Origin of the sequence: Streptomyces sp. NPDC059740 (genome assembly GCF_042733155.1) — a bacterium.
GTDB lineage: Bacteria > Actinomycetota > Actinomycetes > Streptomycetales > Streptomycetaceae > Streptomyces.
Map to the genome: position 1 here is coordinate 100816 of NZ_JBHWGP010000010.1, position 23085 is coordinate 123900.

17 protein-coding genes and 1 pseudogene are annotated in these 23085 nt (G+C 71.9%); 10 read left to right on the forward strand and 8 right to left on the reverse strand.

The features are described from left to right. The first annotated feature begins 139 nt into the window (after positions 1-139). The 5 genes from ACFV3R_RS14905 (at position 140) to ACFV3R_RS14925 (ending at position 4511) form a co-directional block, all read left to right on the forward strand. Positions 140-598 carry a peroxiredoxin gene (locus ACFV3R_RS14905; protein ID WP_385581362.1) on the forward strand — a complete coding sequence of 153 codons (459 nt, stop codon included), beginning with the start codon at positions 140-142 and terminating at the stop codon, positions 596-598. A 246-nt stretch (positions 599-844) separates the two neighbouring features. Continuing rightward, on the forward strand, positions 845-1420 hold the full coding sequence (locus ACFV3R_RS14910) for a TerD family protein (RefSeq protein ID WP_385581365.1): 576 nt from the start codon (positions 845-847) through the stop codon (positions 1418-1420). A gap of 479 nt (positions 1421-1899) precedes the next feature. Further along, the gene (locus ACFV3R_RS14915; RefSeq protein WP_385581367.1) at positions 1900-2475 is read left to right on the forward strand and encodes a TerD family protein; all 576 of its coding nucleotides are present in this window, start codon (positions 1900-1902) and stop codon (positions 2473-2475) included. 69 nt (positions 2476-2544) lie between these two features. Continuing rightward, complete coding sequence (locus ACFV3R_RS14920) at positions 2545-3666, forward strand: DUF475 domain-containing protein (protein ID WP_385581370.1); 1122 nt, start codon at positions 2545-2547, stop codon at positions 3664-3666. Positions 3667-3770: 104 nt separating this feature from the next. Continuing rightward, complete coding sequence (locus ACFV3R_RS14925; protein WP_385581372.1) at positions 3771-4511, forward strand: Tellurium resistance; 741 nt, start codon at positions 3771-3773, stop codon at positions 4509-4511. A 181-nt stretch (positions 4512-4692) separates the two neighbouring features. Here ACFV3R_RS14925 and ACFV3R_RS14930 read toward each other — a convergent pair whose 3' ends face one another. Next, a complete protein-coding gene (locus tag ACFV3R_RS14930) occupies positions 4693-6009 on the reverse strand; it encodes a TerD family protein (protein WP_385581375.1) in 1317 nt (438 codons plus the stop codon). A 240-nt stretch (positions 6010-6249) separates the two neighbouring features. Between ACFV3R_RS14930 and ACFV3R_RS14935 the strand changes: the two genes are divergently transcribed. From ACFV3R_RS14935 to ACFV3R_RS14945, 3 genes and pseudogenes are all read left to right on the forward strand, one after another. Further along, positions 6250-7443, forward strand: a complete 1194-nt coding sequence (locus ACFV3R_RS14935; RefSeq protein WP_385581378.1) for an HpcH/HpaI aldolase/citrate lyase family protein — start codon at positions 6250-6252, stop codon at positions 7441-7443. A 248-nt stretch (positions 7444-7691) separates the two neighbouring features. Then, a pseudogene (locus ACFV3R_RS14940) lies at positions 7692-10429 on the forward strand (phosphoribosyltransferase). A gap of 266 nt (positions 10430-10695) precedes the next feature. Then, entirely contained in the window at positions 10696-11505 is an 810-nt protein-coding gene (locus tag ACFV3R_RS14945) for an HAD family hydrolase (RefSeq protein ID WP_385581697.1), read from the forward strand. Positions 11506-11744: 239 nt separating this feature from the next. On the opposite strand, the gene ACFV3R_RS14950 is transcribed toward ACFV3R_RS14945, so the two are convergent. From ACFV3R_RS14950 to ACFV3R_RS14965, 4 genes are all read right to left on the reverse strand, one after another. After that, positions 11745-11963, reverse strand: a complete 219-nt coding sequence (locus ACFV3R_RS14950) for a zinc ribbon domain-containing protein (RefSeq protein ID WP_385581381.1) — start codon at positions 11961-11963, stop codon at positions 11745-11747. Between the two features lie 84 nt (positions 11964-12047). Beyond that, positions 12048-13475, reverse strand: a complete 1428-nt coding sequence (locus tag ACFV3R_RS14955; RefSeq protein WP_385581385.1) for a hypothetical protein — start codon at positions 13473-13475, stop codon at positions 12048-12050. Between the two features lie 353 nt (positions 13476-13828). Beyond that, complete coding sequence (locus tag ACFV3R_RS14960) at positions 13829-14938, reverse strand: serine hydrolase (RefSeq protein WP_385581388.1); 1110 nt, start codon at positions 14936-14938, stop codon at positions 13829-13831. Then, positions 14935-15891, reverse strand: a complete 957-nt coding sequence (locus tag ACFV3R_RS14965; protein WP_385581391.1) for a LysR family transcriptional regulator — start codon at positions 15889-15891, stop codon at positions 14935-14937. Before ACFV3R_RS14965 ends, ACFV3R_RS14960 begins: the two co-directional genes overlap by 4 nt. 183 nt (positions 15892-16074) lie before the next feature. On the opposite strand from ACFV3R_RS14965, the gene bla reads away from it, so the two are divergent. Continuing rightward, complete coding sequence (gene bla, locus ACFV3R_RS14970) at positions 16075-17010, forward strand: class A beta-lactamase (RefSeq protein WP_385581394.1); 936 nt, start codon at positions 16075-16077, stop codon at positions 17008-17010. Positions 17011-17052: 42 nt separating this feature from the next. Here the strand turns inward: bla and ACFV3R_RS14975 are convergent, their stop codons facing one another. Both ACFV3R_RS14975 and ACFV3R_RS14980 read right to left on the reverse strand, forming a co-directional pair. Beyond that, positions 17053-17940, reverse strand: a complete 888-nt coding sequence (locus ACFV3R_RS14975; protein ID WP_385581396.1) for a YwqG family protein — start codon at positions 17938-17940, stop codon at positions 17053-17055. A gap of 373 nt (positions 17941-18313) precedes the next feature. Next, entirely contained in the window at positions 18314-19165 is an 852-nt protein-coding gene (locus ACFV3R_RS14980) for an HNH endonuclease (RefSeq protein WP_385581399.1), read from the reverse strand. A 1672-nt stretch (positions 19166-20837) separates the two neighbouring features. Here ACFV3R_RS14980 and ACFV3R_RS14985 point away from each other — a divergent pair. Further along, a complete protein-coding gene (locus tag ACFV3R_RS14985; protein WP_385581402.1) occupies positions 20838-21626 on the forward strand; it encodes an NUDIX domain-containing protein in 789 nt (262 codons plus the stop codon). On the opposite strand, the gene ACFV3R_RS14990 is transcribed toward ACFV3R_RS14985, so the two are convergent. Beyond that, a complete protein-coding gene (locus tag ACFV3R_RS14990) occupies positions 21610-22740 on the reverse strand; it encodes an XRE family transcriptional regulator (protein ID WP_385581700.1) in 1131 nt (376 codons plus the stop codon). The genes ACFV3R_RS14985 and ACFV3R_RS14990 overlap by 17 nt on opposite strands. Positions 22741-23085 lie beyond the last annotated feature (345 nt).

A 23085-nucleotide genomic window follows, 5' to 3' on the forward strand; every position in this document is an offset into this window, starting at 1 on the left:
ACCCCCGCCGGTACTACCGGCGGGGGTCCGCCCCGTAGTGTGGGCGCCGCCGGGCGTCACGCACCCCGGCGCCGTGCCGGGCCGCGGCGGAACGCCGGCCGGGCACGGGGGAAGCGGACTGACGAAGGGAAGGCCGGCAATGGCGATCGAGGTGGGCACTGCGGCGCCCGAGGTGGAGCTGAAGAACCAGCACGGCGAGCTGGTGCGGCTCTCCGACTTCCGGGGCGAGAAGACCGTGGTCCTGGTCTTCTACCCGTTCGCCTTCACCGGGGTGTGCACCGGGGAGCTGTGCGCGCTCCGTGACGAGCTGCCGCGCTTCGTCAACGAGGACGTGCAGCTCCTGGCGGTCTCCAACGACTCGCCCTTCGCACTGCGCGTCTTCGCCGAGCAGGAGGGGCTGGAGTACCCGCTGCTCTCCGACTTCTGGCCGCACGGCGAGGCGTCCCGCGCCTACGGCGTCTTCGACGAGGAGAAGGGCTGCGCGGTCCGCGGCACCTTCATCATCGACAAGGAGGGCGTGGTCCGCTGGACGGTCGTCAACGGCCTGCCCGACGCCCGTGACCTGCAGGAGTACGTCAAGGCGATCGAGAACCTCTGACCTGCGCAGGCCGTCCGGGGACAGCTGGCCCCGGACGGCCGCACCCCGCCGGCCGGCGTCGCGGAGCGGAAACGGCGACGGAGCCGGCGCCCGGAGCCTTCCGCCGGGCGCACCGGCCCCGGCGGGGCCGAGTGCGGCGCATGCCGTCTGCGGGAACCCGTCACTAGGATCGATTCGTTGATCCGACATGCCATGCACGACGGGGGCACGACTCGTGACGTACCCCTCGACTCTTAGGGAGGACTCGTGGGAGTCAGCCTCAGCAAGGGCGGCAACGTCTCGCTGACGAAGGAAGCCCCCAACCTGACCGCCGTCATCGTGGGGCTGGGCTGGGACGCGCGTACGACCACCGGTACCGACTTCGACCTGGACGCCAGCGCACTGCTCGTCGACGAGACGGGCAAGGTGGGCAACGACCAGAACTTCGTCTTCTTCAACAACCTCAAGAGCCCCGACGGCTCGGTGGAGCACACCGGTGACAACCTCACCGGTGAGGGCGAGGGCGACGACGAGCAGGTCAAGGTGAACCTCGTCGGGGTGCCGGCCGAGGTCGCCAAGATCGTCTTCCCGGTGTCGATCTACGACGCCGAGAACCGCCAGCAGAGCTTCGGCCAGGTCCGCAACGCCTTCATCCGCGTCGTCAACCAGGCCGACAACACCGAGATCGCCCGGTACGACCTGAGCGAGGACGCTTCCACGGAGACCGCGATGGTCTTCGGCGAGCTGTACCGCAACGGCGCGGAGTGGAAGTTCCGTGCGGTGGGCCAGGGCTACGCCTCGGGCCTGCGCGGCATCGCCCAGGACTTCGGCGTCAACGTCTGAGGAAGTGTGGTGGAACCTGGGTTCGGATCAGCGGGCATGGTCTGGTGCGTGCGATCCCCAGGCGGAGGAGAACGGCGACGCGGAGCGTCGACCGACGACCACGCGGGATGGGGGTCCCCCCGGCCGAAGGCTGGGGGAGTGCGTGCCAGGCCACGCCCGCCCGAGCACAGTTCACCGCGCTTTCTGAGGCATCCAGATCACCGTCTGGTTCCGGATGGTGCGTTCCAGGCCTGACCGGTACGGGATCGGGGCAGGCTGGCTGGCGGCCGGCCCTTCCCGGGGCCGGCCGACCAGGCGACGGACCACGGCCGGCCCACGGCCCGGTCCGGAACCGACCACCGGCACGTGCCGGGCACGCCCGTGGACGTGTCCCGCCCGGCGCCGTACCCCGCCCGGGGTGCGGCGCCGCGTGCTGCTTGCAAGAGCGCTGCCCGGCCCGGGAGGCCGGCGGCCCCTACTCCGGGGAGGAAACCAACAACATGGGCGTCACACTCGCCAAGGGGGGCAACGTCTCCCTGTCCAAGGCCGCACCGAACCTCGAAAAGATCATGGTCGGCCTCGGCTGGGACGCGCGCTCCACCACCGGAGCCCCCTTCGACCTGGACGCCAGCGCGCTGCTGTGCGCCGGGGGCAGGGTGCTGGGCGACGAGTACTTCGTCTTCTACAACAACCTCACCAGCCCGGAGGGCTCGGTGGAGCACACCGGCGACAACCTCACCGGTGAGGGAGAGGGCGACGACGAGTCGATCCTGGTGGACCTGGGAAGCGTCCCCGAGGCCGTGGAGAAGATCGTCTTCCCGGTCTCCATCCATGAGGCGGATGCCCGGGGCCAGAGCTTCGGCCAGGTCAGCAACGCCTTCATCCGCGTGGTCAACCAGGCGGACGACAGCGAACTGGCCCGCTACGACCTGAGCGAGGACGCGGCCGGCGAAACCGCGATGATCTTCGGGGAGGTCTACCGCCACAGCGGCGAGTGGAAGTTCCGGGCCGTGGGTCAGGGGTACGCGTCGGGGCTTCGGGGCATCGCTCTAGACTTCGGGGTCAACGTTTCGTAAAACGGTGGGACGTTTCGTCAGACCGCGCACTGCGCGCGGGGGAACCCGACAGCAAGGAATGGGTTAGCAGTGCTCCTGAAAACCTTCGGCTGGTCGTTCGCCATCACGGTGGTCGGCCTCGCCCTCGCCGGCTTCATCTGGGGGTGGCAGGGCCTGGCGATCGTCGCGATTCTGTCCGTCCTGGAGATCTCCCTCTCCTTCGACAACGCGGTCATCAACGCGGGCATCCTCCGCAAGATGAACGCCTTCTGGCAGAAGATCTTCCTGACGGTCGGCGTGCTCATCGCCGTGTTCGGCATGCGACTGGTCTTCCCCGTGGTCATCGTCGCGATCACGGCGAAACTCAGCCCCATCAAGGCCGTCGACCTCGCGATCAACGACAAGAACCACTACCAGCACCTGGTGACGGCCGCCCACCCGGCGATCGCCGCCTTCGGTGGCATGTTCCTCTTCATGATCTTCCTCGACTTCATCTTCGAGGAGCGCGACTACAAGTGGCTCGCGTGGATCGAGAAGCCGCTCGCCAAGCTCGGCAAGCTGGACATGCTCTCGGTGATCATCGCGCTCGTCGTCCTGATCGTGACCGCCACCACCGTGGCCACCTCGGTGGCCCACGGCGGCGCGGACAAGAGCGCCACGGTGCTGCTCTCCGGCGTCGCCGGTCTGCTGACCTACCTCGTCGTCGGCGGTGTCTCCGGCTACTTCGAGGACCGCCTGGAGGACGACGAGGACGAGGAGGAGGGTGACGCGGAGACGGCCGGGAAGCCGGCGCGCGGTGCCTCCTCCGCCGTCGGCCTCGCCGGCAAGGCCGCGTTCTTCATGTTCCTCTACCTTGAGGTCATCGACGCGTCCTTCTCCTTCGACGGGGTCGTCGGCGCCTTCGCCATCACCAACGACATCTTCGAGATGGCGCTGGGTCTGGGCATCGGCGCCATGTACATCAGGTCGCTGACCGTCTTCCTGGTCCGCAAGGGCACCCTGGACGACTACGTCTACCTGGAGCACGGCGCCCACTACGCCATCGGCGCGCTGGCCGTCATCCTCCTCGCCACCATCAAGTACGAGATCCCGGAGGTCGTCACCGGCCTCATCGGCGTCGCGCTGATCGGCCTCTCCTACTGGTCCTCGGTGGTGCGCAACCGCCGGATCGCCGGTGAGAGCGAGGGAGAACAGCCCGCGCTCCACGTGTGACACCGGGCTGTTCGCGGAACGCTTCAGAGAGGGGCGGCGACGGGGTTCTCCTCGCCGCCGCCCCTCTTTTTCGTACGGCCGTCACCGGCCCAGGGGAGGGCGAGATGTCGCAGTGGCTGGACTGGCTGCGAGGTGGGCCGAAGGCCGACTTCGACGCAGTCGGCGGACCGCAGGTGGTGGAACTGACCAAACGCCGCTCGTCGGTCTCGCTCACCAAGCAGGGCGCCTCCACCGGGCACCTGCGCGTCAACCTGCACTGGCAGATGCGCACCAGCGACATTGGCGACCGTTCCGGCCGGAGCGGCAGGGACCTGCTGCGCAACCCCGGCTCCCTCTTCAAACCCGAGATCGTGACGGCCCAGGGCCCCGCCGTCGTCAAGATCGACCTCGACCTGGCCTGCATGTACGAGCTGAAGGACGGCAGCAAGGGCGTGGTGCAGCCGCTCGGCGACTTCCTCGGCGACCTCAACGGGCCGCCCTACGTGCAGCTCAGCGGAGACGACCGGTTCGGCTCACCCTCCGGCGAGACGCTGTACGTCAACCTCGACCACAGTGACGAGATCCGGCGCCTGCTGATCTTCGTCTACATCTACGACGGCACCCCCGCCTTCGACCGCACGCACGCCGTCGTCTCCCTCTACCCCAGCAGCGGCCCCCGGGTGGAGATAGGCCTCGACGAACGCGCCCCGCAGGCCAGGTCCTGCGCCGTGTTCATGCTGGAGAACGAGAAGGGCGACCTCACCGTGCGCCGCGAGGTCCGCTACGTCTACGGCTTCCAGTCCGAGTTGGACCGCCTCTACGGCTGGGGGCTGCACTGGGGGCGCGGCTACAAGACGAAGACCTGAGACCGGCGGACCGCACAGCGCGACCCCACCGCCGGCGGTCCCTGCGCCCCCACTGCCCCGGCCCTGCGACCTCAGCGCCGCCCGGGCCCGCGGGCCGCGCCGCCTCACCGCCAACGGCCGCGCGGCCCGGCGCCCGCGGATCGCCGCACCGGGACGGACGCCACCGGCCGCCGCCCCGACCTCAGCGCCGCTGGAACTGCGGCCCCTGCGGCGGCAGCGCGAAGGGACCGGCGGGCGCGGCCCCCTGCTGCGGCACCGCGTACCCGGGCGGCGCGGCTGCCGCAGGGCCGGCCGAGGTCTGCTGAGGGTAGCCGTAGGCGGGCGGCGGCGCCTGAGTCACGGGCCCCGGGTAGCCGTAGCCGTAGCCGGGCGGCTGGGCCGGCGGGGGCTGCTGGGGGAAGCCGTACCCGGTCTGCTGCGGCCCCGGCGCGGCATAGCCGGTCGGCGGGTGGGCCGGCGGCGGCGGCACGGCGGGGTGCGCCGCGCCGGTGACCGGAGGGCCGCTGGGAGGCAGGGTCACCGCTTCGGTCGGGGAACCCGGCGCGAGCGGCCCCGCCCCGTGCGTGGGCGGCGCGGGGAACGGGGCGTGCGCCTCGGTGGGGGCACCGGCCTCGGTCGGCCAGGCGGTGACCATCGGCTGGGTGGGTTCGGCCACCGGGCCGGCGGCAGCCGGCGCCTCGACGGGCGAGGGGGACGCGGCCGGCTCGGGCCCGGCCGGCGCGGGCGCGGGCCAGGCCGGACGGGTCACCGCCTCCGCATCGGGCTCGGGCGGCGGCACAGCCTGCGGCGCCGGTTCCGCGGACGCCTCGCCGCCGCGCTCCGCGGCCGGCGCGGTCACGCCGGTAGGTGCGCTTCCGGCGGACGGTGCGGTCCCGGCGGTAGGCGCGTCGTCCGGCCCCGCGCCGCCAGCGGCTTCGTCGCCCCGGCCGGTGGCGGCCGGGGCGGAGCCGTCCGGCTCCTCCGCCACCACGATGCCGAACTCGGCGGCCAGCTCCGCGAGGCCGCCGGTGTACCCCTGCCCGAGGGCCCGGAACTTCCAGGCGTCGCCGCGACGGTAGAGCTCGCCGCAGATCAGGGCGGACTCCTCACCCGTCTCCGGTTCGATGTCGAAGCGGGCGTACGGCTCGCCGTCCCCACCCCCCGCCGCGTACAGCTCCAGGCGCAGCCCCGGTACGGCACCGAAGGCGCCGCCGTCGGTGGACGCGGCGACCACGACGCGCTCCACCGCCGCCTCCAGGGGGGCGAGGTCGGCCTCCAGGGCCTCGGCGAACCCGTCGCCGGACTGCTCCCTGGGCAGGTGCCGCACCAGCCCGCAGGGGTGCGTCGGCTGGTTGTAGAAGACGAAGTCCTCGTCGCCGCGCACCTTCCCCGCTTCCGTCACCAGCAGGGCGCAGGCGTCGACGACGGGAACCCCGGGTCCGGACGCCCACCGCAGGACGGCACGGACCGCCGGGGTGGTGAGGGGAACGTTCGACCCCTTGGGCATGGCGTGCGTCATGACGGCCATCCTGCCTCGTGGTCGGGGCCCGGGACAACGCGGCCCGGGGCGTGCGCCCGGCGCGTCCATCCCTGTCCGCCGGCCCTGCCCGCGACCCTGGAGGCGCCCCCGGGCGACACACAACCTTCACGCCCTCGGGAACTTCGGGACCCACCCCACACGTACGATTACCGGCCAGATCGGGACGCAGAGGGACCGCACGACGCGTCGTCAAGCACCATCAGCGAACGGGGGACTCCCATGCGCCACTTCGACCACGTGGACCCAGAGACGCGCGTCGCGCTCTTCCACCGCGAACCTGCTCTCTTCACCGCGGACTCGCCACTCGCCACCCTCGCGGTGGCCCTGGGCGCCACGCTCTACAGCCCCGCGACGAGGCCGGAACTCGCCGCCGACGTCGTCAAACAGGCGGCCCGCGGGGTGGTGTCGATGGTGCTCTGCCTGGAGGACTCCATCGGGGACGAGGACGTCGCCGAAGGGGAGGCGAACCTCGTCCGCCAGTTCGCGGACCTCGCCGAGGCCGACGCGGCCGGCACCCCCCTGCCACTGCTCTTCGTGCGGGTGCGCACCCCCGACCAGATACCCGACCTGGTCCGGCGGATGGGCCCCGCCGTGACGCTGCTCAGCGGCTTCGTCCTGCCGAAGTTCACCGAGGAGCGGGGGGTGCCCTTCCTGGAGGCGATCGCGGCGGCCGAGCCCGCGGGCGGACGGCTGCTGGCGATGCCCGTCCTGGAATCCCCCGAGCTGCTCCACCTGGAGACACGGAACGAGACCCTGCACGGCATAGCCCGCACCCTGGACAAGTACCGCGACCGGGTACTGGCCCTCCGGCTGGGCGTCACCGACTTCTGCTCCGCCTACGGACTGCGCCGGGCACCCGACATGACCGCCTACGACGTGCGCATCGTCGCCTCCGTCATCGCGGACGTCGTCAACGTCCTGGGCCGCGCCGACGGCACCGGCTTCACCGTGACCGGGCCCGTCTGGGAGTACTTCCGCCACCAGGAGCGCATGTTCAAGCCGCAGCTGCGGGTCAGCCCCTTCCGCGGGCGGGCCGAGGAGCTGCGGGACGCGCTGATCGAGCACGACCTCGACGGCCTGCTGCGGGAGGTGCAGCTCGACCGCGCCAACGGCCTGCTGGGCAAGACGTGCATCCACCCCACCCACGTGGCGCCCGTCCACGCCCTCTCCGTGGTCAGCCACGAGGAGTACAGCGACGCCGTCGACATCCTGCGCCCCGACCGGTGCGGCGGCGGGGTGGTGCGCTCCTCCTACACCAACAAGATGAACGAGGTGAAGCCCCACCGGGCCTGGGCCGAACGCATCCTGCTGCGCGCCGAGGTCTTCGGGGTGCTCCGGGAGGGTGTCGGCTTCGTGGAGCTGCTCACGGCGGGAACGACCGCGGTGGGCACCGCCGGGGCGGGAGCCCGATGACGGCCCGTCCCGTCCGCCCACCGGCCCGTCCGGCCGCCCCCACCCCCACGACCCCGCACGAGGACATGAACCAGCCGAAGCAGCACACCCCGCCCCCGTCCCATCCGGCAGACCCCGCCGCCGGCACCCGCGCCGCCGGCGCCCCGGACACCCGAGCCGACCACCCCGCCGGGACGGGCGAGTGCGCCGGGGACCGGAAAGCGGCCGGTGACGGGCAGGCGCCGCGGCAGGTCTGGTCCGGCGAGTGGGTGGCCGAACGCCTGGAGGTCCGGCTGGAAGGGGACCCGGCCCTGCGCGACCTCCTCGGCCTGGCCCTGCGCCGCAACCCGCGCCGCGCCCATCTGCTGGTCTCCCACGTCCTGGGCAAGCACGTCCCGCAGCGGCCCCACCTCGTCCACGAGTCGGGGGTGCGCCTGGGCCGCGAGGTCCGCGCCCTGCTGGGGGACGAGGCCACCGCCCGCGCCGTCGTGCTCGGGTACGCCGAGACGGCCACCGGCCTCGGGCACAGCGTCGCCGACGGCATGGCGCTCGCCCCCTGCCTCCACTCCACGCGACGGCTCATACCCGGGGTGCCCCCCGTCGGAGGCTTCGAGGAGGAGCACAGCCACGCCACCTCCCACCTCCTCCTCCCCGAGGACCCCGAACTCCTGGCCGGCGAAGGCCCCCTGGTCCTCGTCGACGACGAGTTCTCCACCGGCCGGACGGTGCTCAACACCATCGCCGCCCTGCACGCCCGCCACCCGCGCGAGACCTACGTCATCGTCGCGCTGGTCGACATGCGTTCGCCCGCCGACCGCAAGCACCTCGCGGACTTCGCCGCCGGACTCGGGGCGCGCGTCGAGGTGGTCGCGCTGGCCCGCGGCACGGTCGCCCTCCCCGCCGACGTCCTGGAGCGCGGCCAGGCCCTCGTCGCCGCCCACAGCCCGGCACCGTACTCCGCGGACGCGGAAGGCGGGACCCTGGCCCCGCGGCACACCGCGCCACCGGCGGTGCGGGTGGCGCTCAACTGGCCGGAGGGCGTCCGGGAGGGCGGCCGGCACGGTTTCACGCCCGCCGACCGCGAGGCCCTCACCGCCGCCCTGCCCGGCCTCGCCGCAGACCTGGCCCGCCACCTGGCACCGGCCGCCCGCCGCATACTCGTCCTGGGCAACGAGGAGCTGATGTACGCGCCGCTGCGTCTGGCCACCGCCCTGGAGGACCTGTTGGCCACCACCCCCACCGCCGAAGGGGAGCCGAGGACGGTCCACTTCTCCACCACCACCCGCTCGCCCGTCCTCGCCCTGGACGACCCCGGCTACGCCATCCGCACCCGGCTCGACTTCCCCGCCCACGACGACCCGGCGGACGGCCCCGGACCGCGCTACGCCTACAACGTCGCCCCCGGCACCGCCGCCGAGCGCCGCTTCGACACCGTCGTCGCCGTGGTGGACACCCCGGCGGACACCCCGCAACTGCACGCCCCGGGCGGCCTGCTGGACGTGTTGCGCGCCCACACCGACCAGCTGCTGCTGGCGGTCCTCCCCGTCCGCACACCGCACCCGGCGGCCCCCGCGCGGACCGAAAGCAGCCCCGGGCCCCGTCCCGCGCCGCGGGCCCCTCAGCCGTGACGGCCCCACATCGCCCCGCCCGCGACGCCCCACCCGCCCCCGGGCCGCAGCCCCCCGCGACGCCCCCGCAACGACCAGACGACAGGTGCCCCATGCCCACGCCCCGCCCCGCACCCCTCCCGCCCGGTCGCGAGCCCCTGCGCGGCCCGCACTTCTCCTCCTACGCGCCCGAGGAGGTCGGCTGGCTCCTCCAGGACCTCTCGGACGTCACCCTGGAGGCACCCACCGAGGAGCGGGAGGAGGCCATCCAGCAGGGCGGCGCCCACTACGCCGAGTCGCTGCCGGTCGAGTACCAGCCCAGCCCCCGCTACCGCGAGCTGTTCCACTCGGCCCTGGACGCCTCCGCGGGCCGGATCGCGGCGGCCGTCGGCACCGTCACCGAACTGGTCCTCGCGACACGTTCGCCGCGACCCGTGCTGGTCTCCCTGGCCCGCGCCGGCACACCCGTGGGCGTGCTGATGCGGCGCTGGGCCGCGCACCGCCACGGCCTGGAACTGCCGCACTACGCCGTCTCCATCGTGCGGGGCCGCGGGATCGACGCCACCGCCCTGCGCTGGCTCGCCGCCCACCACGACCCCGCGGACGTCGTGTTCGTCGACGGCTGGACGGGCAAGGGCGCCATCACCCGCGAACTCGCCGCCGCCCTGGAGGACCTGCCCTGGGCGACGCCGGAAGCGCCCACCGGCGGCTTCGACCCCCGCGTCGCCGTCCTCGCCGACCCCGGCTCCTGCGTCGAGATCTACGGCACCCGCGAGGACTTCCTCATCCCCTCCGCCTGCCTGAACTCCACCGTCTCCGGGCTGGTCTCCCGCACGGTCCTCCGCGGCGACCTGGTCGGGCCGGACGACTTCCACGGCGCCAAGTTCTACCGGGAACTGGCGGACGCGGACCTCTCCGGCCACTTCCTCGACACCGTCCAGGCGCAGTTCGACGCCGTCGCCGCCGACGCCCTCGCCGAGGCCCGCCGCCTGGCCGGCACCGACCGCACGCCCACCTGGGAGGGCTGGGCCGCCGTCGAACGGATCAGCGCGGAGTACGGCGTCGAGGACGTCAACCTCGTCAAGCCGGGCGTCGGCGAGACCACCCGGGTCCTGCTGCGCCGCGTGCCCTGGAAGGTGCTGGCCCGGACGGGCGCGGGGACGGACCTCGACCACGTCCGCCTGCTCGCCGCGCAACGGGGGGTGCCCGTGGAGGAGGTGGCCGACCTGCCGTACAGCTGTGTCGGCCTCATCCACCCCCGCTACACCCGCGGCGCCACCGGCGCCGACGGCCGCGCTGTCCCCTCGGCCGTCCCGACACCCACGTCCGACACCACGCCCGGCACCACGTCGGCCACCGCTCCGGCCGGGACCGGCGCCGAGGCGGTGACGTCCGCATGAGCCGCAGGCCTCTCCCCGAAGCGGCCGGGGCGGACGCGGGCGGGTCCGTGGCGGCCGGGTCGGTCACCGTGGGGCCGGTGGCGGGCGTGCCGGATGTGGCCGCGGCCGACGTGGCCGGACCGGTTGTGGCCGGGGCCGGTACGGTCGGGCTCGCCACGACCGGTCCTGCCTCGGCCGGTTCCGCCCTCGGCGAGGTCGTCGCACCCGGCCCCGGAACCGCTGATCCGGTCACCGCGGGGCCCGCTTCCGCCACCGCGACCGGGCCCGTGGTCGTCGCCAGTGACCTGGACCGGACGCTGATCTACTCCGCGGCGGCGCTGGACCTCGCCGTCCCGGACGCCGAGGCCCCGCGACTGCTGTGCGTGGAGGTCTACCAGCGGCAACCCCTGTCCTACCTGACCGAGGCCGCCGCGACCGTCCTCGCCGACCTGGCCCGCGCCGCGGTGTTCGTCCCCGCCACCACCCGCACCCGCGAGCAGTACGCCCGCATTCGTCTTCCCGGCCCGGCACCGCGGTTCGCCGTCTGTGCCAACGGCGGGCACCTCCTGGTCGACGGGGTCTCCGACACGGACTGGCACCGCGAGGTCACCGCACGCCTGGCGGCCTCCTGCGCCCCCCTGGCCGAGGTCCGCGCCCACCTGGCCGCCACCGCCGACCCGGCCTGGCTGCTGAAGGAACGGACGGCGGAGGACCTGTTCGCCTACCTCGTGGTCGACCGGGCCGGTCTGCCGCCCGCCTGGGTCGAGGACCTGGGGCACTGGGCGGACGAACGCGGCTGGACCGTCTCGCTCCAGGGCCGGAAGCTGTACGTGGTGCCGAGGCCGCTCACCAAGAGCGCAGCCGTCGCCGAGGTGGTCCGCCGCACCGGGGGCCGCCGGGTCCTCGCGGCAGGCGACTCGCTGCTCGACGCCGACCTGCTGCTCGCCGCCGACACGGCATGGCGGCCCGGCCACGGCGAACTGGCCGACTCCGGTTGGGCCGCGCCCCAGGTCAGGCCGCTCACCGAGCGGGGCGCGGCCGCAGGCGAGGCGATCGTCCGGGCGATGCGTGCCGAGGTGGCTGCGCTGGTGCGGTAGGGGCGGGGACGTCGACCAGCGGAGCGATGACGAGCGGGGTGACGTCGAGCGGGGTGACAGGGGTGTTCGGGGCCTCGCCACCGGCCCGGGGGAGTACAGCCCACCCCGGGCCGGCTGTCGTACCCGCCCGGAGGGGACGGGGGCCTTGCCGGGGCGGGGTGGGGCCCCGGGCAGGCAAGGGGGAGTGCTCGGTGCACCCTGCCGGGCAGGTACTGGTGCGACCCCGCCGGGTGCCGCTCTCAGCCGCAGCAGCCGCCGCCGCAGCACCCGCCCCCGCCGGACGCGGGCGCGGCTGCCGGGGCCGCGGTCGCCGTGCCGCCGACGGCCACCGTCGAGAGCAGCTTCACGGTGTCCCCGTGACCCTGCGGGCAGGGCGCGGGAGCGGAGGACTGCGCCATGGGGCGCCGGAGTTCGAAGGTCGTGCCGCAGGTCCGGCAGCGGTACTCGTAGCGAGGCATGGCCACAGGGTAACCGCCGCCTTCCCGCGGGCCCACGGAACGGTCACCGGGCCTTCTCCGCCGTGGCGACCGGCGTCGGTGCAGTCAGCCGTTGCTGCGGGTCCCGCGGATGTCCTGGACCACCTCTGCTGCCGTCTCCCGCACCGCTTCCGTCTCGGTGAGGAAGTGCCACCAGTCGGGGTGGCGCCCCTCCAGGCCCGCCTCGGCGCGCTCCAGCCGGGCCACCGCCTCGTCCAAGGGCCGGGCGTGGCGCGGGTCGGGGGTGGCGCGGCCCGCCATGGCCAGCCGCTGGGCGTCACGGACCGCGAACCTGGTGCGCTCGATCTCCTGCTGCGGGTCGAAGGAGACCGCGTCCAGGCGCCGCAACCGGTCGTCGGCCGCCGAGACCGCCTCGTCGGTGGTGTTGAGCAGCGAACGCACCGTGGCCAGGCGGCTCGTGGCGTCCGCCCACCGCTGCTCGTCCCTGGCCTTCTTCGCCTCCGTCAGCTTCTCCTCGGCCTGCCGCACCGCGCGGGCCGCCTCCTCCGGCACCCGCTGGAGGTCCTGCCAGCACGCCGCGCTGTAGCGGCGCCGCAGTTCGCTCAGCACCGGGTCGACCTTCCCCGCCCGCGTGGTGAGCGCCTGCGCCCGGGTCCGCAGCGAGACCAGCCGCCGGTCGATCTCCGCGGCCTGCTCCGGCAGCCGCTCCGCCGCCGTGCGCACCGCCTCGGCCTCACGCAGGGTCTCGTCGGCCCGCCGCAGTGTCTCCTGGACCCCGTGCCGGCCGGCGCCCTCGTTCAGTGCGGTCAGTGCCGGACTCAGCGCCGCCAGCCGGGCGGCGAGGTCGTCGGCACGCAGTCCGTTGCCCCGGGCCGCCTCCAACGCCTCGCCGGCCGCCCGCAGGGCCTGCCGGGCCCGCTCCACCGCGGGGGCGAGCTGGGCAAGTTGGGTCTCCGCGCGGCCCAGCTGCGGCCCGAGGCTCTGGGCGAACCGGTCCAGGTCCCGCTTGACCTGCTGCAACTCGTCCTTTGCCCGGGAGAGGTCGGCGCGCGCCCGGGAGGCCGCCGCGGCGTCGAGCCCGTCACGGTCCAGGTCGTGCGCGTCCACCGCGGTGATGTACGCCAGGCTGACCTCGTCGATCCGCCGGCCCAGGCGCTCGAAGTCCGCCACCGCCTTGCGCCCGGCGGGCGAGCTGTCGACGGCGCTGATCGTCTCGATGGAGATCCGCAGATCCCGCTGGGCGGTGTCCAGTTCGTAGAACGCCGTCGCGGCGGCGTCCTTCGCGGCCTGCGCCTCCGCCCGCTGGCTCTCGCTCCGGCCGCCGCCGAACCAGCGCCTGGTCCCGCCGCCGGAGAACGAACCGGCGGTGGCCGCGACGAGGACCGGGGCCAGCGCCACGGCCAGTGACAGCGGCAGCAACGCCGGACCGAGGCCCCCGGTGGTCCGTCGCCGGTGAGGCCGCACCCCCGGGGCCGCACCGGCCCCGGGACGGCGCTCCCGTCGCTCCTCCGGCTGCCCAGGTGTCGCCGTCACGTCCCTCTCCGATCGGATAGCAAGGCCAGAAGGTCATTCTCCCACCTGTGGGCGGGGCGTACACGGGCCGGTGGGCGGTCGCCCGCATTCCGGTTCTGCGCTTCCCGGATTCCGGTTCTGCGCTTCCCGGGCGGGTGCCGCGGGCGGCGAAACGCTCACAGAGCGTCGCGACGCGGGGCCTCTCCATCTCCTCCCCGCCCGATCCCCGTCACCCCTCACGCCTCCACGCACGCCGCGCACACCCTCACACGGACCACTCCCGTCCCTTCCCCCTCCCTCCCCCTCCCTCCCCCCTCCCTCCCCCCTCCCCCCTTCCCCCTCTCTCCGTCCCGTTCTCCGACGCTCCCGTCCGCCTACCGTCCCGCCGCCTCCGACCGCCTCCGCCGCAGCGCGTCGACGGCGATGCGTGCCGCGGTGCCGATGACGGCGTCAGCGGCGGGCAGAGCGGCTGCGGGGCTGGCCGCGCGGGTGAAGACGGCGACGGCGTACCGTCCGCCGTCGGGGTACTCCACGACCCCCACCTCGTTGCGGAGGGTGGGCGCGCTGCCCGTCTTGCCGGCCACGTGGACGTCGTCGAAGGGAAAGCCCGCGGCAAGACGGTGGGGCCAGACCTGGAGGCCGAGGAGGCGTCGGACGGCGGCGCCGTGCTCCGGTGCACAGGCCTCGTCCCGCCAGACGGCGCCCAGCAGACGGGTCATGTCGCGGGGGGTGCTGTGACTGGACCGGGCCGGGTCCAGGGCGCGCAGGCGCGAGAGGACCCGGGGGTCGGCCAGGGCCTGCGGACCACCCGGCCCGGCATCCTCCCTGAGGCCGGCGACGAACTCGCGGAAGCTCTGTACGGCACGGGTCCTGGTGAGGCCCAGTTGCTGCGTCGTGTCGTTGACGACCTCCAGCCCGACCCTGTCCAGCAGCAGGTCGGCGGCGGTGTTGTCGCTGACGGCCACCATCAGGTAGGCGGCGTCCCGCAGCGACAGGCGGGCACCGTCGAGCATCGCGGACAGCCCGGTGGGCCCCGGCGTGCGACCCTCGCGCGGGCACTCCACCTGCTCGGTCAGATCCAGGCGACCCGCTGCGGCCTGCCGGTGCAGGGCGACGAGCAGGCACAGCTTGTGGACGCTGGCGGTGACGACGACCTGGTCCGCGCCCACCTCCACCTGCGCACCGGAGTCGACGTCCTGGGCGTGCAGCCAGCCGGTGACGCCCGCTTCGGCGAAGGCATCGGTGATCCTGTCGCGGGGGTGGGAGCGGGTCCGGGGCCGGGACCGGTCACCTGGGCGGGACCGGTCACCTGGGCGGGACCGGTCGCCCGGGCGGGACGGGTCGCCGGAGCGGGAGGGGGCGCCCGGGGAGGGCCGGCCATGCGGGTGGGACGGGTCCTGCGGGTGGGACGGGTCCTGCGGGTGGGACGGGACCTGGGGATGGGACGGGTCCTGTGGGCGGGAGGGGTCGGGGCGCTCGGTCATAGGGAGTACTCCGCCGCCGGGCGCAGATGCAGCGGGCCGGAAGGCAGGTCGGGGCCGGTGTCGGCGGTGCGGGAGAGAGCGTCGGCGACGGTGTCGGCGAAGGCGCGGACGGTGGCGTCTCCCCGCCCGCGCAGCCAGGCCGTCGAATGCCGCCAGGCCAGGGGCGCACCGCTCAACGGACGCCATGCCAGATTGGTGTCCCCGGCGTTCGCGGTGTCGGACGGGCCGAAGGTCACGGCGCGGCGGGAGAGGAGCAGGCCGCGGACGAAGCTCGGGCTCTGGCCGTGCCGGACCGCGGTGGGGGTGTAACCGTGCCGGGCGCAGGTGGTGAGGAGGTCGTCGTGCACGGCCGGAGCGTGGGCACGGGGGAAGAGCACCAGGTCGTAGCCGGTGAGCGCGGCCAGTGGGACCGCCTCCAGCCGGGCCGCCGCGGCATCGCGCGGCAGCAGCACGCCCAGCTCGCGACGGAGGACGAGGCCGAGCTCCAGCCCGGACACGTCACACGGGTGGTGGACGAGCCCGACGTCCAGATCATGCGAGGCCAGCGCGGCGAGCTGGTCGGCCGTCGACAACTCGCGCAGCTCCAACTCCACACCGGCACGCGCCTGCTGGAAGCCTGCCAGGACCGCGGCCACGGTCTCCCCGCTGACGTCGGGAGGCAGCGCGGCACGCAGCAGCCCGCTGTGCCCCTCCCGGACGCGGCGCGCCGTCGCCCGCAAAGCCTCCGCGTCGGCGAGCAGTTGACGGGCCTCGTCGAGCAGGAGAGCGCCGCCCCTGGTGATGGTCACCTGCCGACTGGACCTGTCGAAGAGTCGTACCCCCAACTCCCGCTCCAGCCGCTGGATGCGCTGGGACAGGGGCGGCTGGGCCATGCCGAGGCGCTGGGCGGCACGACCGAAGTGTGACTCTTCTGCAACAGTCACAAAGCACTGCAGATGCCTGATCAAGTCCACGACCAGGCACCATATCCGTTTCTTGAACGATGCGTGAGCCATATCGGTCTTGGACGGAACGGCCCCGGTGCTGCTGTCCTCCCTCCATACCGACCGCGCTCCTCCCGCCGGCTCACCTCCGTCCCCGCCCTCGCCCCCATACCGACAGCCGCCCCACCCCGCCCTCACAGGAAGCAGACGCTCATGAACGCCACTCCGTCCCGCCGTGCCGCACTCGCCACCCTGGCCGGACTCGCGGCGCTCCCTCTCGCAGGCTGCGGGAAGGACACCACTGACGCCGCTTCCCCTGCGTCCTCCCACGCCCATCAGACACCGTCCCCCTCAGCCTCGGACACCAAGGCCACGGCCCAGGCCTTCACCGCACTGGAGCGGAAGTACGACGCCAGGTTGGGCGTCTACGCGCTCGACACGGGCAGCGGACGGTCGATCGCCCACCGCGCCGACGAGCGCTTCGCCTACTGCTCGACCTGCAAGGCCCTGCTCGTCGGCGCCCTGTTGCAGAAGAGGTCCCTGAAGCAACTCGACCGCCGCGTGCACTACCGGCGCGACGCCGGCGCCGGCTACTCGCCGATCACCGCACGCCACCTCGCCGACGGCATGACCCTGCGCGAACTGTGCGACGCCGCCGTCCGCTACAGCGACAACAGCGCCGCGAACCTCCTCTTCCGCGAAATCGGCGGCCCCAGGAGCCTGCAGACCGCCCTCGCGGGCATCGGCGACCACGTCACCCGCTCCGACCACTACGAGGACGACCTCAGCGACGGCGTCCCCGGTGACCCCCGCGACACCAGCACCCCCCGCGCCATGGCCACCGACCTGCGCACCTTCGTCCTCGGCGACGTCCTCCCCACCGACAAGCGGGACCTGCTGACGGACTTGCTCAAGCGCAACACCACAGGTGACGCACTCATCCGCGCCGGCGTCCCCGACGACTGGGAGGTGGGCGACAAGACCGGGAACGGCGGCTACGGCACCCGCAACGACATCGCGATCCTCTGGCCGCCGAAAGCCTCCCCGATCTCCCTGGCCGTCATGTCCCACCGTGACACCAAGAACGCCGAACACGACGACAAGCTCATCGCGGAGGCGGCGAAGGTGGTGGCGGGAGCGCTGGGGTAGGGCGGGGCGGGGCGGACGCCGGACGCCGGACCCGGTCGCCCGTCAGCAGCACTGCCAGGTGAACATGGCACGGTCGAAACGCCGCTCCGCCAGGTCCCGCGGTCGTATCAGCCAGTACAGCGTGCCGACGTCCCCCCACATCATTCCGGCAGCACTGTCGCTGTCGATCTGCGCCAACAGCAGCCACCCACCGGCCTCCTCGACGAGGCGGGGATCGTCCCAGCCGACCTTCCCCTCCAGGACCGCCGACGCGATCTCCAGCTCCACCGTGTTCTGCACCGGCCGCGCATGCCCACCTATCTGATGGCCGATGGAGGTGTCGACCTCTTCCAGCGCATCGAGGAACGCCTCAGCCCACGCCGGGTTCTCCTGAGGCTGAGCGGCCGGGGCGCCAGGCGCGAAGACCTCGCCGGCCAAAGGGTGCCAGCGGTCGACCGAGGTCATCTCCGTCCGCGCCGTCAGCGGTACCGCCGGATACGGCTCCAACTCCGCAGGCGTCTCCCGGGCCGACACCTCCACGCCGGCCGGGACGTAGAGCACCCGGGCGCCCGCCCAGCTCTCGCGATCGCCGGCGATGACGAGAGCATCCCCGTCGTCCACCTGACCGTCGAAGTAGAAGAAGAGCAGCCTTCCTTCGCCCGGCAGCGCGATGTCGAGCCCGCCGGGCAACGCCGCGCAGTCCACCGAAGCTATGAAAGCGAGCGGCCCGTGTCCCTCCCACGCCGGCCAGTCCCAGCTCGTCGGCAACTCGGGAGTCCCACCCAACTGCCCCACGGACCCGTACGCCTGACCTCCTTCGCCCGACGCTGTGTCGTGTGCGGCGGTCAGGCGCGCCGCGGGGCGAAGCAGCCCCAGCCAGCGTGCGGCGACGTCGGAGGGCAGGTGCCGCTCGGCCAGCGCGTGCAGGGCGTCGAGAGATCCGTGGGTCATGGGTCGATCATGCACGGGGGGTCTGACATCGGGCTCGACTCCGGTTGTCGGGGCGAGGGCGGGGCACGACATCGACACCGAGGTGGACCGGGCCTGCCAGACGGCGAGCCTCTGGACGCTGCCCGCACGGCCGTGCTCCCCGCCTACGGCGCCGACCCGGGACGCCCCGGCCCCTGCGGTGAGATCCCGCGACTTCTCGCTTTCCACCAAGGCCGCGGACTCGACTTCCGCCTCCTTGAGGCCCACATCCGCGGGCGACGCAGCGGACACCTCGCCAACCCTGCCCGCAGCTCCCCCCGGCACCGGCGCGGGGTGGACCCAGGAGGCCCACACGTCTACAGCCTGAAGATGCTGTAGTGCGCCGATGCTGATGTCAGGGTTGGAGGTCAGACTGCGTGCGCAGTAGCTGCGCGTCAGCTACCTTGCGGGGTCGCGTGAGGTTCTCTGCCGCGCGGACGTCTGCGGAGCGTTTCAGTTCGATCGTCTTTCGGAGTTCTGCAGGGGTGGGCCACGGCGCACGCCGATGTATCACACGGTGGCAGTTGGCGCAGATAAGTGCTAGTTCACTGAGTTTCGTCCGCCCCTCTCCCGCTTCGTGCAGAGGCACGACGTGATGACACTCGATGTATCCGGCGCCGCGATCGCCGTAGACCTCCTCGAAGTCAAACCCGCACGCCTCGCAGGCGAGCCGCAGGCCCCGATGCAGCACAGAAGCAATTTTTTTCTTGCGCAGGCCCTTGTTCCGCTCGCGTGCCTTATGCCGGCGCATGAGGAGGCGACCTTCGGGCGCACTATAGTCTTCGTCAAACTCTTCATCCTCAGTCGGCGCGAGGGACTGCAGATCTCCGGTCGCGATTCCCTGACGGATTAGGTGCGCGGTCTGGGTCATCTCCTCCGGGCGAGCAAGGAACTCGTGCAGCACCGCAACGTCGAGGGCTCCGCCGTTCGTGGGCTTGCCCTGGTAGGCCGGGTGCCTGGTAGCGATGTCGAACGTCTTGCGAGCGACGCCGTTCGGATTGCGAAACTTATCGTTGCGGTCCACCTCGGCGTGGATGGGTAGCAGCTGGAGCAGAGCAGACAGCTCCTTTACAATGCTGTCCTGGGCATCCATCCCCTTCCAACCGTTTTCCATCACCAGGTGGCAGGCAAGGATGATTTCGTCTCGCGCCCAGTCGGGGTTCTTGACGGTCTTGACTTGGAATCCTGCTCGCTTGAGCCACGCCACGGCATGCTCCTTACCTCCACTGAACTCCTCTGGCGCAAGAGCTCGCCCCTGGGTCCATTTGTGCGCTACGCCGACGACTGCCTTGGAGTCATACTCCCGTCCTTCGTGTACCAAGACGTACGAGCGTGCCTTCCCAAAGTGATACTTCGCCAGGAAGTCATCTCGTCCCAACTCGTCGTACTCGCCCAAGACACGGAGAACGGAGTCCCGTGTGATCGCCCCTCTACGCATGAGGAAATCGTACGGCAGCCCCCGGACAGTGGGGATGTGGTCGGAGACGCCTGTTGGTGCGCTCCCGCCGTGCTCCGTCCGCGCCCTCAGTGCGCTCTTCCTGAGCTCCTCGCTCCGCTGCACGCTTTGACGTGCAGGCTGTCTGATGCCGCCGGGAGGGGACAGCGCATGGGCTCAGTAGGCCAGTGGGCGAACAGCACCTTCGGTGAGCTTGCATCGGAACTGGCCGACATCATCCCAGCCTGCCTTCTGCGCGCCCACGACCGAGCTCGAAGCTGTCATGAGGCAGTCCGCACGCAGACTCTTGAGGCGTACGGGAATGGCCTGTATGCCGCACAGTACGAGGAGATTGCGGAAGGACTCGCGTCTTACGGAGAGCCGCTTCGGTTGCGCGGCCGTACCGTAATGCTGGTCGAGCGCCAATTGCTTTACCCGTTGTGCTACTCCAAGCGGAACGTCCCCGTAACGACAGCCCGCCTTCGTAATGCCTACGGACTGCGCGCAGAGTTGATCCGCGAGTTCAGCCCCCCGCCGCTGCAACAGGAGCTCGACCTCGGACTGGATGGGACGCAAGGGTCCACCACCATTCCGGAACTACTCAACCATCCTGGAGTGGACGGCCTTGTTCTCCTTCCCTACACCTGTTCCCTAGAGCGAGGAGTGATGCGAGCGGAATGGGGAACAGCCGAACTCCCTCATGGAAGCCGTGACCTGATCTGGCACCAGCACGACCCCCTGATGCCCACCTGGCCACGGCCTGGTACATGAGCGCGGGAAGCGCGAGTGGTGGTGCGCGAAGCTGCGTGTTGACAAGGATGACTACCGGTAGTGGCGGGCTTGTCGGGTCCGATCGAGTGGCCGTGGCTATCGCAGTTTCCGATGCCCGCTTGGCCGCTGCTACGGCCAGGGCTGCACACGGCGTTGCGCGAGCGGCCATCTCAGTACTTCGGGTTCAGGTTCGCTGTAGCACTGTCGCTGACGAACGATAGTGATCTGGAGTCGTCGTCCTCGGCGCCGGTCACTGTCGAACGGGCTCGGGTGGCCCGAGATCCTCAGCTCCCGTGTGCTCTGAGGGGCTGGCACGCCGCTCGCAACGCGCCTGCACGAACAAGGCCCAGGTTCCCCGGCTTCAACCGGTCTACCTGGGCCTTCGCCGTGTCGTGCGCTGGTGGGCACAGCTGGGTTCGAACCAGCGACATCTGCTTTGTAAGTTCTCCCCGCTGACCTGCACATCTGCGCTGAGGGTTGGCGCGGCTCGCTCCTGCTCGCCCTGGGGACTGTGGAAGGTTGCCGTCGTACGCCACTGTTGCCGTCAAACGCTGCCGTCATGCCGTAGCCGCCACAGACCACTCCACCCCACCATCAGGAAGGCCTCTCGGCAATGGCTTCACCCCTGGATACGCTGGTAAGCACCACCGCACGAACGGAGAGTGCTGCCCGGATGGGACCGAAGACGACGAAGGTCTACGAGACGCTCCGCGAGTGGCTTGCCACGGGCAGGCTGGCGCCGGGTGACAAGGTGCCGTCCGAACGCACGTTGGTCGAGGAACTGAGCATCGGCCGGACGGCCCTGCGACAGGTGTTGGCGCGCTTGGTCGCCGAAGGCGCCCTGGAGGTGCGGGGCCGTAGCTCGTACCGGGTCCCAGGAGAGTCCAGCGTCACACCGCCGGCCGACCTTCCGGCATGGACCATCCACGGGAAGCGCAACGTCTACACCAACCGGTGGGTGGACCTCGAACTCTGGGACGTTGAGCCCCCCGGAGTCGACCGGTTCGAACACCACGTCGTGAAGCTTCAGCATGTCGCCATCTCCGCCGTCCTGGACGAACAGGACCGCGTGCTCATGCTCTGGCGATACCGCTTCGTCGCGGACCAATGGGGGTGGGAGCTCCCTGGCGGCATCGTGGACCCGGGGGAGAGCGCGGAGCAGACCGCCGCCCGGGAGGTCGAGGAGGAAACGGGGTGGCGACCGGACAGCCTCTCGCACCTGGTGACCTTCCAGCCGATGGTCGGAATGGTCGACTCCCCGCACGAGGTCTTCGTCGGTCGTGGCGCCCAGCACGTCGGCGACCCGACTGACGCCGAGGAGGCCGGGCATGTGGCCTGGGTACCTCTCTCCGACGTGCCCGCGCTCATGGCCCGGAACCAGCTGCTCGGGTCCGGCACCCTCGTCGGTCTGCTCCACATCATGGCCCACCGTGGTTTGGGGGGCCCTACAGCCGCCCGGTGAGCAGGTCTACGCGTCGGCGGTGCCGCACCGACCCGGTGCGGCCCGCCAGAAGCCGAGCCTGGCGCAGATGTTCTTCCGCCTGCGCGTACTCACCTCGCGCCAGGTGGGCCTGTGCAAGGTCGCAGCGCAGCCCTGACCGGGCGCGGACGAAGGTCGGGTCCATCACGTCCAGTGCCGTGTACAGGTCGGACACCGCGGCCTCGTCGCCGAGCAGCGCCAAAGCGTTCCCACGCCAGCGGACCATGTGGCCCTCGTTGAGGAAGATGGACAGCATGTCCGGGTCACGGGCATCTTCCCCGCCGGGCATGCACTGGGCGGCGCGCTCCAGCGCTCGGTTGCAGTCGTCTGGCCTGTCGGCCCCAGCGCACAGTTCCGCTTCGGCCGCGTACAACCATGCCCGAAGCCGTGGTGAGAGCCGTTGACCGCCGACCTTCTGAGCGTCGCGCACGAGGTCAACCGCCATCTCCGGACGGCCGGCATCCCGGAGCACGTACGCCTGCTCCCCCATGGCGTGGGCGAGGTACATGGGGGCGTCGGCTTCCTGGGCTGCTCGTTTCGCCAGCTCGTAGTGCCGCCACGCACGCTCGACGGCCCCTGAGTCCAGCGCTTGCCAGGCTGCGAGTGAGGCCGCCCCTGCCAGGGCCGTTGCCACCGGTCGCCGCGCGTCAGGCAGCACTGCGAAGGTCAGAGCTTCTTCCAGCCTTGCCAGGTGGCCAGCCATCTGATCGACAAGGCTCGCTGCACCCATCTGGCGGTCCATCGTCCGCAGAAGTTCGGTCTGGTCCATGAAGGTCTGCACCATGGAGCCGCTGACGCTGCGCGCGGAGTCGATCCGGGACAACAACGCGTCGTACCCATCCGTGGCCACCGGCGAGACCACCGCCGGAGCCCCGCGCAGCTCGTCGTCCGTAACACCGAGGATTTGCCGGAGGATCACCGCGTAACGGTCAGAGATGGACCGTTTGCCGTTCTCCCACTCGGAGACGTAGACGCGGAGGCTCGCTGTTGTCGCCACGTCCGTCAGGCGCCTGCGCGCGTACCCCTCGATCTCGCGCACCAGTCGCTCCTGCGACCACTCACGCGCGTTGCGCGCCTTGCGTAGGCCCGAAGCCATCCTGCCCCCTGCGCCCAGTCGGGTTACTTCACTCCAGCATGCCGGATAAAGCGGCAGGTCAACAGGCCTTAACGCGCGCGTTGTTAAGGCCTGTTGGCTACCGAGCCCCCAGTCCGGCGCGGTGTTCTGGATCTGCGCCACCGAGGGCCTAAGTCGCTCGATCCAGCGAAACCCTTGACTCTGGTGCGCACCAGTTGCCATTCTACTGGTGCGCACCAGATGACACCGAAAGGTGTCACCAGGCGCGTGCACTGCAAGGGGCCCGGGACAGAGCGGGCCGAGGCGGCCCGGCGCCTGGTCATTAACCGGAGGGCTTGAGATCGAAAGATCACGTCTCCGTACGCC